The sequence below is a fragment of the Streptomyces sp. NPDC093111 genome, assembly GCF_040683955.1.
Taxonomy (GTDB): domain Bacteria; phylum Actinomycetota; class Actinomycetes; order Streptomycetales; family Streptomycetaceae; genus Streptomyces.
The window spans coordinates 101,692-113,079 of the sequence record NZ_JBFBNW010000021.1; the positions used below are offsets into that span (position 1 = coordinate 101,692).

Sequence of the window (11,388 nt, forward strand, 5' to 3'; positions counted from 1 at the left end):
CCGTCCTGGACCGTCCGGACCGCCCTGGACCGCCCTGGACCGCCCGGCCCACCCGGATCCCGTCCGGCCCGTCCGGATCCCGTCCGGCCCGTCCAGATCTCGTCCGGCCCGTTCGGATCCCGTCCGGCCCGGACCGCCCTCACTCCTCGTACCGGCCGCCGAGGTGTTCCGCGAGGAAGCGCTCGGCGGCCGCGTAGAACCTCAGTCGGTTGCGGGGCCGGACGAAGCCGTGTCCCTCGTCGGGAAAGAGCAGGTACTCATGGGGAACGCCGCCGCTCCGCAGCGCGGCGACCAGCTGCTCGGACTCCTCGCGCCGCACCCGCGGGTCGCGCGCGCCCTGACCGATGAGCAGCGGGACCCGGATGCGGTCGGCGGCGAACAGCGGGGAGCGGGCGCGCAGGAACTCCGCGTCCTCCTCCGGCGAGCCGACCCGCCGGCGCAGCATCGCCGCCATCGGCCCCCAGGTCGCGGGCACGGACTCGATGAAGGTGAGCAGCGAGGAGGGTGCGGCGACGGCGACGGCGCAGCGGTAGTCGCCGGGGGTGAAGGCGGCTCCGGCGAGCGCCGCGTAGCCGCCGTAGGAGCCGCCGTAGATCGCGACCCGGTCCGGGTCGGTGTGACCGAGGGAGACGGCGTGCCGGACGGCGTCCTGGAGGTCGTCCTGCATCCGGCCGCCCCACTCCCGGTCCCCGGCGCGGGTGAACTCCTTGCCGTAGCCGGTGGAGCCGCGGAAGTCGACCTGGAGGCAGAGGTAGCCGCGGTTGGCGAGCCACTGGGTCTCGGCGCGGAAGCCCCACTGGTCGCGGGTCCAGGGTCCGCCGTGGACGACGAGGACGGTCGGCAGCCGGTGGCGGTCCGCGCCGGGCGGGAAGGTGAGGTAGCCGTGGACGCGCAGCCCGTCGCGGGCGGTGAAGGAGAAGGGTTCGACGTGGGCGAGCGGGCTTCCCTCCAGGGCCGGGAGGTGGCTGAACAGGTACTCGACGCGGGCCGGCCGGCCCGCCGCGGCCCGGTGCAGCACCCGGTAGCCGGCCGGCGCGTCGTCGGTGTTGTGCTGGACCAGCCAGTGCCGGTCGGCGCGGTCGCGGCCCAGCACGGTCACGTCGCCCGGGGCGGCGGCCCGCAGCACGGCGAAGTCCTCGGCGAGCGCCGGGTCGAGGAGTGCGAGATCGTTGCGGGCGCGCCGGACGAGGGCGAACTGCGGCTCCCCGGTGCCCGGGTGGGCGCCGACGCCCTCCACGTCGTACGCGGGATCCGCGTACACCACCTCGGCCGCGCCGGTGGCCGTGTCGAGGCGCAGCAGCCGGGCGGTGTCGGCGCCCGCGGAGGAGAGGACGAGCAGGCTCCGGCCGCCGGTGACGAAGCCGAACGGGCGCAGTGCCGGGGCGTCTTCGGGCCCGGCCCGGTGCAGTTCGCGCCACGGTGCCGTCTCCGCGTCCCGTACGAGCAGGCTCACGGAGCCGTCCGGGTGCGGGCGCAGCGCGCCGCGCACGCTGAGCCGTTCGTCGGCGATCCAGCGGGTGAACCCGGCGTCGACGGCGGCGAGTTCGAGCGCTCCGGTGGCCGGGTCGAGCCGGTAGGCGTCGTGGACGGCGGGGTCGCGCAGGTTGAGCCCGACGAGCAGCCGGTCGGGGCGGCGCGGGTCGAGGGAGACGATCCTGGCCTGGACACCCTCGTAGGGGGTGAGGTCGCGGGCCGAGCCGGGGCCTTCGTCGGGGTCGACGGCGTACAGGTGCGTGTTCTCGTCGCCGTCGCGGTCCTGGACGTACAGGATGTGCCGCCCGTCGGCGGACCAGGCGAAGGCGCGGACGCCGCGTCCCGCGTCGGCGGTGACGGGGCGGAACGCGCGGGTGCGCCAGGGCCCGGCGTAGACGTTGAGGACCCCGGAGGCGGCGGGCGCGAGGAACGCGAGGCGTTCGCCGTCCGGGGAGAGGGCGGGGCTCATGCGGTGCGGGTTGCCGAAGAGCACCGAGCGCGGGATCAGGGGCGGGGCGGTCGTCATGGAGCACGTCCTGTCGTGTGGGGCCATGCGGCGGGCGAGCGGGAGGAGTGCTGATGCGGCAGATGGTGTTCACGGCCCGGGAGGCGGCGAGCAGCGGCGGCAGCGGTCTGACCGGCCCCGTCGACTTCCCCGCCCCGGGCCCGGAGGGCGGCGGCCGGCGCGGTCCGGTGGCCGCGCTGCGGGGCACGGTGCGCGCCACGGCCCGTACGGTGGCGGGGCTCGGCCGGGTGCTGGGCCTGGTGTGGGCGGCGAGCCCGGGGCTCACGGTGGCGCTGGCGCTGTCGACGGTCCTGGTGGGGCTGGTGCCGGCGGCGGTCGCGGTGACGGCCCGGCTGCTCGTCGACACGGTGGTGCGGGGCGCCGCGCTGCACGGTTCGGGGAACCCCGACCGCATCGCGCTCGCGGTGGACCTGCCGGGCTTCGTCTGGCATCCGCCGGCGACGACGACCGTGACGGCCCTGGTGGCGCTGGCGGCCGTGCAGTGCGGGGTGTTCGCGCTGAGCGCGCTGGCGACGGCGGTGCGGAGCATCGCGCAGCAGCTGCTCCAGGAGCGGGCGACGCAGAGCGTGCAGGTGCGGGTGATGGAGCACGCGGGCCGGCTGCCGCTGTCGTTCTTCGAGGACTCCGCCTCGTACGACCTGCTGCGGCAGGCCCAGCAGGAGGCGTCGACGCGGCCGGTGATGATGATCGGCGGGGCGTTCACGCTGCTCCAGCACACGGTGACCTTCGCGAGCATGGTGGGCCTGCTGTTCGGGCTCGGGCCGCTGATCGCGGTGGTGGCGCTGCTCGCGCCCGTCCCGGCCTTCGTCTCCGACGCGCGCTACGGGATGCGCGGCTTCCAGGTGACGCTGTGGTCCTCGCCGATCCGGCGCCGGATGGAGTACCTGTCGCGGCTGGTGTCGACCGACGCGTACGCGAAGGAGGTCAAGGTCTTCGGTCTGGCGCCGTTCCTGACCGAGCGCTTCCGGCTGCTCGGCGCGGCGGCCTACCGCGGCCTGCGCGGCGTGGTGACGGCCCGTCATCTCGTCGGCAACGCCTGGTCCTTGCTCACGACGCTGGCGGGTTCGCTGACCTATCTGTACGTGGCGGTGCAGGCCGTGCGCGGGCGCCTCAGCCTGGGCGACCTCATCCTGTACACCTCGGCGGCTACCGCCGTCGCGACCGCCGTCCAGGGCATGTTCGGCGGCGCCTCCGGCATGTACGAGCACCATCTGTACCTGCGGAAGCTGTACGAGCTCCTGGCCGTCCGCACCGGTTCCGAGGGCGGCCGGCCGCTGACCGGCCCGGTGCGCGGCCATCTCGTCCTGGAGCACGTCACGTTCCGCTACCCGGGCGCGGAGCGGCCCGCGCTCGACGACGTCTGCCTGGACGTTCCGGCCGGGGCGACGCTCGCCGTCGTGGGCCGCAACGGGGCCGGCAAGTCCACCCTGATCAAGCTGCTCTGCCGGCTGTACGAGCCCGACTCCGGCCGCATCCTGCTGGACGGCACCGACATCCGCGAGCTCGACCCGGAGGCGCTGCGGCGCCAGGTCGCCGCCATGTTCCAGGACTTCGTCACGTACCAGGCCACGGTCGCCGAGAACATCGGGCTCGGCGACCTGCCCGGCCTGGAGGACGACGAACGGATCGCGGAGGCGGCCGGGCGCGCCGGGGCCGCCGGGCTGGTCGCGCGGCTGCCGCAGGGGTACGGGACGGCGCTCGGCAAGTGGTTCGACACCGGGGTGGAGCTGTCCGGCGGGGAGTGGCAGAAGGTCGCGCTGGCCCGGGCGTTCATGCGGCGCGGGGCGCTGCTCGTCCTGGACGAGCCGACCTCGGCGCTGGACGCGGAGGCGGAGCACGAGCTGTTCTCCCGGCTCCGCGAGCTGGCGGCGGGCCGCACGACGGTGTACATCTCGCACCGCTTCTCGACGGTGCGGCGGGCGGACCTGATCGTCCTCATCGAGGACGGCCGGGCCACCGAACAGGGCACCCACGCGGAGCTGATGCGCCTGGGCGGCTCGTACGCGCGCCTGTTCGCCCTCCAGGCGGCGGCGTACACGGACGCACCCGGGGCGGGCGGGGCGGGCGGGGCGGACGCCACCCTTCCCGTGGCCGCCGCGGGTCCCGTGGCCGCCGCGGGCCCTGGGGCGGGCGGCGGCCCGGGCGCGGCCAAGGCCGCCGCCATCGCGGCGGCACTCGCGGCGAAGGGCAAGATCGTCCCGTAACCCGACGTGCGACCCGGCCGCTGGGCGGGGCCTTGGCTCGCCCCGTAGGCCGGCCGCCGGCCGGAGCCGTGGCTCGTCAGGTGACCCGGCCGCCGGCCGGATCCTTGGCTCGCCCCGTAACCCGACCGCCGCGCGGAGCCGTAACTCGCCCCGCGACCCGGCCGCCGCACGGGCCCCGGCGGCTTCGGTCACGCCGGTACCGTGACGCGGACGACGAGGCCGCCGTCGGCGGGGGCGGTGAGGCCGACCGTGCCGCCGTGCGCCTGGGCGATGGAGCGGACGATGGACAGCCCGAGGCCCGCGCCGTCGCCGCTGCGGGAGAGCCTGCGGAAGGGTTCGAGCAGGCTCTCGGTCTCCCCCGGCGGCACGACCGGCCCGGTGTTGCGGACGGTGAGGGCCCCGTCGGGCCCGGTGGCGACCTCGACCGAGCCGCCGGGCACGTTGTGGCGGACCGCGTTCTGCACGAGGTTGCCGACGAGCTGGTGCAGCAGGACCGGGTCCCCGGTCACCGGCATCGGCCGCAGGTCGAGGGCGAGCCGCAGCCCGGCCGTGTGGATCGCGGGCCCGCTCTGCCCCACCGCCTCCGCGGCGATCAGCGCCAGGTCGGCGGGCTCCCGCCGGTCGAGCCCCCGGTCGGTGGTGGCGAGGGTGAGCAGCCCCTCGATGAGGCGTTCGCTGCGCCGGTTGGTGTCGAGCAGCTCCTCCTGGATGCGGGGCAGGTCCTCGGGGCGGGCGCGCCCGAGCCGGATCTGGATCGCGGCCCGCTGCACGGCGAGCGGGGTGCGCAGCTCGTGGGAGGCGTTGGCGACGAAGCGGCGCTGCGCCTCGAAGGCCGCGTGCAGCCGGTCGAGGAGGGCGTCGAAGGTGTCGGCGAGGTTCTTCAGCTCGTCGTCGGGTCCGATGAGGCCGATGCGCTCGTGGAGGGTGGCGGCGGAGAGCCGCTGCGCGGTCGCGGCGATGGTGTGCAGCGGGCGCAGCGCGCGGCCCGCGACGAGCCAGCCGAGCGCGACGGAGGCGACGAGCATGACCAGCAGGGCCAGCAGGGACATCAGCAGGAGCTGGTCGAGGGCGTCCTCGCGGAGTCGCTCGGCGAGGGCGGCGACCTGCGCCTTGGACAGGGACGGCGCGGTGCCGGCGTACGGGGCGTCCTTGGGGAGCACGAGGACGGTGGTGCCGGTGAGGCGTTCGCGGAAGAGCAGGTAGGTAAGGCCGAGGAGGAGCAGCCCGGCGACGGAGAAGACACCGCTGTAGAGCGCGGTGAGGCGCAGCCGCAGCGAGCGCTGCGCGGGACGGAGGAAGCGCATCGCGGGAGCCCTCAGATCCGGTATCCGCTGCCGGGCAGCGTCTCGATGAGCTGGGGCTCGCCGAGCTTGGCGCGCAGTTTGCTCATGGTGATGCGGACGGCGCTGGTGAAGGGGTCGGCGTTCTCGTCCCAGGCGCGTTCCAGGAGTTCCTCGGTGGACACGACGGTCCCCTCGGCGGCGAGCAGGACCTCCAGGACGGCGAACTCCTTGGGGGAGAGCCGCAGATACCGTCCGTCGCGGAAGGCCTGGCGGCGCGGGGTGTCGAGGGTGATCCCTGCCCGTTCGAGCACCGGCGGCAGGGCACGGGTGGCCCGACGCCCCAACGCCTGTACGCGAGCGACGAGTTCGGGATACTCGAAGGGCTTGGAGAGGTAGTCGTCGGCGCCGAGCGCGAACCCGGCCACCAGGTCGGTGGTCTGCCCGGCGGCGGTGAGCATGAGGATCCGGGTGCGGGCCTCGGAGGCGACGACCTCGCGGCAGACCTCGTCGCCGTGGGTGCCGGGCAGGTCGCGGTCGAGGACGAGGACGTCGTAGTCGTTGACGGTGAGGCGTTCCAGGGCCGCGTCGCCGTCGAGGGCCACGTCGACGGCCATGCCGTGGGCGCGCAGCCCCTCCGCGACCAGTTCGGCGAGCATCCGCTCGTCCTCCGCCACCAGTACCCGCATGGGTGCGCGTCCCTTCGTCGTGGCCGATGACGACGGCCCGTTGCCCGTACGGCACTCGTGATACCCGCCGCGATGTTTCGCCACCGTATGCGGGTACGGAGACGGCCCGGCAACCCCGCCCTCGGTACATCTGTCACCACGAACGCCCGAGGATGGGAGCGCACATGACGATCACGGGACGGCTCCGGCGCGGAGCCCTGGCGGTGGTGGCCCTCGCGGCCCTGGCGACGGGGTGCGGCGGCGGTGGCGACGAGACCCCGGGGGTGGCGAGCGGCGGCGGGAGCCGGTCGGCGCCGGCCTCCGCGTCGGCGTCCCCCAGCGGCAGCCGGCAGGACCAGCTGGTGGCCTTCGCGGGCTGCATGCGCGAGCACGGCATCGAGGTGGCCGACCCGGCCCCCGGCGACGAGAACGTGCAGCTGCCGCCCGGCACCAAGGGCGACGCGCGGACCCAGAAGGCGCTCGCCGAGTGCCAGGGGCTGCTGGGCGCGGGCGGCAAGGAGGGCACGGACGCCACGGCACAGGACAAGGCGGTCCGGCTGGCCCGCTGCCTGCGGGAGAAGGGCCTGGACGTGGCGGACCCGGAGCCGGGCAAGCCGCTGCAGCTGAGCGGGGCGGCGAACGACCCGAAGGCGCGGACGGCGATCACCGAGTGCAGGGCCTCGGTCCGGTGACGGAGCCCCTCACCCTCGCCGCCGGCGAGGAGCACGACGAGCCCCCGCCGCGCGGACGGGGCCGCCGCGGCCTCCTGATCGGCACCGCCGTACTGGTGCTCGGCGCGGTCGCCGCCGGCGGGGTCGTGCTGTCCTCCCGTACGGACGGGCCGGACGCCCCGGCCGCCGGGCCGCGCACGGGCACGGCGGCGGTGGTCCGCACCGACCTGGTGCAGAGCGAGCGGATCGACGGCACGCTCGGCTACGCGGGCTCCTACACGGTGACCGCGCCGCGGGCCGGCGGGATCGTGACCTGGCTGCCGGACGTCGGCGCGACGATCGCCCGCGGGCAGCGCGCGTACGCCGTGGACGGGGTGGCCGTGCCCCTCTTCTACGGTGCGACCCCGCTCTACCGCACGCTGGAGGAGGACGTGGACGACGGCCCGGACGTACGGGTCGTCAAGCGCAACCTGAAGGCGCTCGGGTACGGGGACGAGCTGGCCGACGACTCCCGCTTCACGCCCGGCACGGCGGAGGCGGTACGGGACTGGCAGGAGGACCTGGGCCGCGAGCGCACCGGGAAGGTGGCCCCGGGCGACGTCCTGGTGGAGCCGGGCCCGGTGCGGGTGACGGAGATCCCGGGCATCGTCGGCGCGCCCGCCGAGGGCCCGCTGCTCCATCTCACCGGCACCCGGCGGATCGTCACCGTGGACATGCCGGTCGGGCGCCAGCAGCTCGCCGGGAAGGGCGCCGCCGTCCGCGTGCGGCTGCCCGGCGGGAAGGCGACGGACGGCAAGGTGTCCCGGGTGGGCACGGTGGCCCGGGCGGCGGCCTCGGGCGGCCCGGACCGGCCGGCGCAGGGCGCGCCGGGCGACGCGACCGTGCCGGTCGAGGTGACCCTGTCGAAGCCGGCGGACGTGGGGGCGCTGGACGGCGCCCCGGTCCAGGTCGACTTCACGAGCGAGCGCCGCGACGACGTGCTCGCCGTCCCGGTGCCCGCGCTGCTCGCCCTCGCGGAGGGCGGCTACGCGGTGGAGACCCCCGAGGGCCGGCTGGTGCCGGTGACGCTGGGGGTGTTCGCCCAGGGCCGGGTGGAGGTCTCGGGCGCGGGGCTGCGCGAGGGGATGCGGGTGGAGGTGCCACTGCCGTGACGGATTCCGTGACGGACGCCGCGAGCGACGCCGTGGCCGATGCCGTGAGGGATGCCGCGAGCGATGCGTCGGCCGTTCCTTCGACGGCCACTTCGGCCGTTCCTTCGAGCGGCCCATCGCCCGCTCCTTCGACCGACCCGTCGGTCGTTCCTTCGACGGTCACCGATCCGTCGGCCGCTCCCGTGATCGCCCTGGAGGCGGTCTCCAAGACGTACCCCGGCGGGGTCCGGGCGCTGCACGGCGTCGACTTGACCGTGCGTGAGGGCGAACTCCTCGCCGTGGTGGGCCGTTCGGGCTCGGGGAAGTCGACGATGCTGCACCTGATGGGCACCCTGGACGCCCCGAGCGCGGGCCGGGTGCTGCTGCGCGGTCACGACGTGGCGGAGCTGACCGACCGGCAGATCTCGGCGGTGCGGGCGCGCTGGATCGGCTTCGTCTTCCAGCAGTTCTTCCTGTCGCCGGGGCGCAGCGCCGTCGACAACGTCGCCGAGGGCCTGCTGTACCACGGGATCCCGGCCCGGCGGCGCCGGGCGCTCGCCGAGGCGGCGCTGCGCCAGGTGGGTCTGGGGCACCGGCTCGGCCACCGGCCGCACGAGATGTCCGGCGGCGAGCGGCAGCGCACGGCGATCGCGCGGGCGGTCGCGATCCGCCCGTCGGTGATCCTCGCCGACGAGCCGACCGGCAATCTGGACTCGGCGGCGGGCGCGGGCGTGCTCGACCTGCTGCGGGAGCTCAACGCGCAAGGGACGACGATCGTGGTCATCACGCACGACCCGGGCCTGGCGGCGGTCCTGCCGCGCCGGGTGGAGGTGCTGGACGGGCGGATCCGCTCCGACTCGGAGGCCTCGGGGGTGCCGTCATGACGCCCCGCACCCGGCTCCCCCGCCCCTCCCGCATGCCGGTCGCCGACGTCCTGCGCGTGGGCCTGGTGGGGATGCGGGCCCGGCCGACCCGGGCGGTGCTGTCGGCGCTCGGGATCGCGATCGGGATCGCCGCGATGGTGGCGGTCCTCGGCATCAGCAACGCGGGCCAGGCGGAGTTGATGAGCCGGATCAGCCGGCTCGGCACCAACCTGCTGACCGTCTCCCCGGGCCGGGACCTCTTCGGCGCCGAGGCGCGGCTGCCGAAGGACGCGGTCGAGATGGTCGGCCGCATCGGGCCGGTCAGGTCGGTCACGGCGACCGGCGCGCTGCCCGGTGTGACGGTCCGCCGCACCGACCGCATCGACCCGCTCGCGGGCGGCGGGATCGGGGTGAGCGCGGCCCGTACGGATCTGCTCGGGACGATCGGCGGCACGGTCCGCGAGGGCGAGTTCCTCAACGGGGCCACCGGCCGCTACCCGGCGGTGGTGCTCGGCTCGGTGGCCGCGCAGCGCCTCGGCATCGACCGGACGGGCCGTCAGGTCTACCTGGGTGAGCGCTGGTTCACGGTCACCGGGATCCTGGACCCGGTCGCGCTCGCGCCGGAGATCGACCGCTCGGCCCTCGTCGGCTGGGAGGCGGCCCGCACGCTGTTCGGCTTCGAGGGGCATCCGACGACGGTGTACGAGCGGTCCCCGGACGAGTCGGTGGAGGCGGTCCGCGCGGTCCTCGCGGCGACCGCGAACCCGGAGAGTCCGCAGGACGTGAAGGTCAGCCGCCCGTCCGACGCGCTGGAGGCGCAACTGGCCGCCAAGTCCGCGTTCACGTCGCTCTTCCTCGGCCTCGGCGCGGTGGCGCTGCTCGTCGGCGGGGTGGGCGTGGCCAACACGATGGTGATCTCCGTCCTGGAACGGCGCCCGGAGATCGGCCTGCGCCGCTCGCTGGGCGCGGGCCGGGGCCAGATCCGCCTCCAATTCCTCACCGAGTCCGTGGCCCTGTCGGGTGCGGGCGGCACAGCGGGGGTCGCTCTGGGCACGCTGGTCACGGCGGGCTGGTCGCTCTCGCAGGGCTGGCCGCTGGTGCTGCCGGTGGACATCCTGGTGGCGGGCGTCGCGGCGGCGGCCCTGATCGGGACGGCGGCCGGCCTGTACCCGGCGGGCCGCGCGGCCCGGCTGACACCGACGGAGGCTCTGGGGGCGGTGTGAGTCCGCCGACGGGTTTCACGTTCCGTGACCAGTGGGGCTGACAAACCGGCCGACGTCGGCGCGCCGCGCCGCCTGACCGGACCCGGGTCCAGTAGGTGATGGGTCAGATGCGCGGAGGACGGGAGTTCAGGTGCCGGGTGACAGTCAGAAGAAGCGGTCACGCCGCGCGGAACGCCGGCCGACCGCACGGCGGGGTCCCCTCGCTCGGCCTCGACCTCGGGTGAGCGGTCCCCGGGCCCTTGCGCCCCTGGGCGGCTGACGTGGCCGAGGACGTATGGACGGCGCTGATCGCCGCCGGAGCTGCGATCGTCGGCGGAGCGGCGACCGGGGTGTTCACCCTCGCCGCGGCCAAACGCCAGGCCGCTGCCGCCTGGGCGGCGGGCGAACGCCAGGCCTCGGCCGCGTGGGAAGCCGGTCGGCGACAAGCGGCCGCCGCGTGGGATTCGGGACAGCTCCAGGCCACGGCCCAGCTCGACGTCGCTCGTCGCACCCTCACCGAGCAGACCCTGGCCAACCAGCGTGCGGTCCGGCGGGCCGCCTACGTCACGTACCTGAGCCGCACCGACGGTACCCACCAGGCACTCACCGCGTGGCACCGCGCCGTCGGCACCGCGGACGAGGCGCCCCGGCGCCAGGAGTACGACGCCGCCGTGGGCGAGGTCGCACAGGCGCTGAACGTCGTACGACTCGAAGGCCCCGACGATGTCGCGACGGCGGCGGAGCGCCTTCGCGACGCGTTGACGGCCGACGTTCCCGGAGCCGGGCAGGCCGCCGCCCAGGAGGCCTTTCTGGCCGCGGCCCGCGCGGCTCTCAGCACTGCGCGACACCTCCCCACCGGATAAAATCCTAAGTGTCGTAGATGACGGATTCTTCCGCTCGGCGCCACCAGGCGTGGGCACGCCGACGAGCCGGGCAGTGGCATGAAGCGGGGGCCTGGTGCACCTGAAGGTGTCATACGAGGACGGCCCCGACGGCATCGCTGTCGTACGGGTCGAAGACGATGGCCAGGATGTCGCGCCGGCTGCCGCCGCCGCTCCGGCACTGCGCTCCGCGCTGGTTGAGGCCATGGCGAGCGGACAGCTCATTCTGGTCGTCGACCTTGCCGCGGTGGCCGGCATCGACAGAACGGTACTGGCCGTACTGGTCCGCGTCTCGGCGCGGGCGCGTGCCCAGGGCGGGACCCTCGTCCTGGCCGGGCCGAGTCGACAGGTCCGGGAGCTTCTGGCCGACACCGGTGCGAGCAGGCATCTCCGCACCTTCGAGTCCGCGGCGAGCGCGGTCGCGGAACTCGCCGCCGCCTACACGGCGAGGAGCCTCGTGCAGCGGCGTGCAGCCCTCGTGGAGCGGGCG

Annotated in this window: 9 protein-coding genes and 1 pseudogene; 7 read left to right on the top strand and 3 right to left on the bottom strand. The window is 75.3% G+C overall.

Annotated elements, in window-relative coordinates; translation table 11 throughout:
• Window positions 1–139: 139 nt before the first annotated feature.
• Window positions 140–1,999 carry a S9 family peptidase gene (locus tag AB0Q96_RS31340; protein ID WP_365331358.1) on the bottom strand — a complete coding sequence of 620 codons (1,860 nt, stop codon included), beginning with the start codon at window positions 1,997–1,999 and terminating at the stop codon, window positions 140–142.
• 53 nt (window positions 2,000–2,052) lie between these two features.
• Here AB0Q96_RS31340 and AB0Q96_RS31345 point away from each other — a divergent pair, with 53 nt between their 5' ends.
• The gene (locus tag AB0Q96_RS31345; RefSeq protein WP_365331360.1) at window positions 2,053–4,203 is read left to right on the top strand and encodes an ABC transporter ATP-binding protein; all 2,151 of its coding nucleotides are present in this window, start codon (window positions 2,053–2,055) and stop codon (window positions 4,201–4,203) included.
• 188 nt (window positions 4,204–4,391) lie between these two features.
• Here AB0Q96_RS31345 and AB0Q96_RS31350 read toward each other — a convergent pair whose 3' ends face one another.
• Both AB0Q96_RS31350 and AB0Q96_RS31355 read right to left on the bottom strand, forming a co-directional pair.
• Window positions 4,392–5,507 carry a HAMP domain-containing sensor histidine kinase gene (locus tag AB0Q96_RS31350; protein ID WP_365331362.1) on the bottom strand — a complete coding sequence of 372 codons (1,116 nt, stop codon included), beginning with the start codon at window positions 5,505–5,507 and terminating at the stop codon, window positions 4,392–4,394.
• Window positions 5,508–5,518: 11 nt separating this feature from the next.
• On the bottom strand, window positions 5,519–6,172 hold the full coding sequence (locus tag AB0Q96_RS31355) for a response regulator transcription factor (RefSeq protein WP_365331364.1): 654 nt from the start codon (window positions 6,170–6,172) through the stop codon (window positions 5,519–5,521).
• Window positions 6,173–6,336: 164 nt separating this feature from the next.
• Between AB0Q96_RS31355 and AB0Q96_RS31360 the strand changes: the two genes are divergently transcribed.
• From AB0Q96_RS31360 to AB0Q96_RS31385, 6 genes and pseudogenes are all read left to right on the top strand, one after another.
• Window positions 6,337–6,843 carry a hypothetical protein gene (locus tag AB0Q96_RS31360; RefSeq protein WP_365331366.1) on the top strand — a complete coding sequence of 169 codons (507 nt, stop codon included), beginning with the start codon at window positions 6,337–6,339 and terminating at the stop codon, window positions 6,841–6,843.
• A complete protein-coding gene (locus AB0Q96_RS31365) occupies window positions 6,840–7,973 on the top strand; it encodes a peptidoglycan-binding domain-containing protein (RefSeq protein WP_365331368.1) in 1,134 nt (377 codons plus the stop codon). Before AB0Q96_RS31360 ends, AB0Q96_RS31365 begins: the two co-directional genes overlap by 4 nt.
• A 182-nt stretch (window positions 7,974–8,155) precedes the next feature.
• Window positions 8,156–8,836 carry an ABC transporter ATP-binding protein gene (locus tag AB0Q96_RS31370; RefSeq protein ID WP_365331370.1) on the top strand — a complete coding sequence of 227 codons (681 nt, stop codon included), beginning with the start codon at window positions 8,156–8,158 and terminating at the stop codon, window positions 8,834–8,836.
• Window positions 8,833–10,038, top strand: coding sequence for an ABC transporter permease (locus AB0Q96_RS31375; RefSeq protein ID WP_365331372.1), 1,206 nt, complete (start codon window positions 8,833–8,835; stop codon window positions 10,036–10,038). Before AB0Q96_RS31370 ends, AB0Q96_RS31375 begins: the two co-directional genes overlap by 4 nt.
• A 260-nt stretch (window positions 10,039–10,298) precedes the next feature.
• Complete coding sequence (locus AB0Q96_RS31380) at window positions 10,299–10,880, top strand: hypothetical protein (protein ID WP_365331374.1); 582 nt, start codon at window positions 10,299–10,301, stop codon at window positions 10,878–10,880.
• Window positions 10,881–10,986: 106 nt separating this feature from the next.
• Window positions 10,987–11,304, top strand: a pseudogene (locus AB0Q96_RS31385) (STAS domain-containing protein); the annotation flags it as partial.
• Window positions 11,305–11,388 lie beyond the last annotated feature (84 nt).

Excerpts from the sequence above, each read along its gene's own strand:
- AB0Q96_RS31340 (WP_365331358.1), bottom strand. The coding sequence starts at position 1,999 with ATGACGACCGCCCCGCCCCTGATCCCGCGCTCGGTGCTCTTCGGCAAC.
- AB0Q96_RS31345 (WP_365331360.1), top strand. The coding sequence starts at position 2,053 with ATGCGGCAGATGGTGTTCACGGCCCGGGAGGCGGCGAGCAGCGGCGGC.
- AB0Q96_RS31350 (WP_365331362.1), bottom strand. The coding sequence starts at position 5,507 with ATGCGCTTCCTCCGTCCCGCGCAGCGCTCGCTGCGGCTGCGCCTCACC.
- AB0Q96_RS31355 (WP_365331364.1), bottom strand. The coding sequence starts at position 6,172 with ATGCGGGTACTGGTGGCGGAGGACGAGCGGATGCTCGCCGAACTGGTC.
- AB0Q96_RS31360 (WP_365331366.1), top strand. The coding sequence starts at position 6,337 with ATGACGATCACGGGACGGCTCCGGCGCGGAGCCCTGGCGGTGGTGGCC.
- AB0Q96_RS31375 (WP_365331372.1), top strand. The coding sequence starts at position 8,833 with ATGACGCCCCGCACCCGGCTCCCCCGCCCCTCCCGCATGCCGGTCGCC.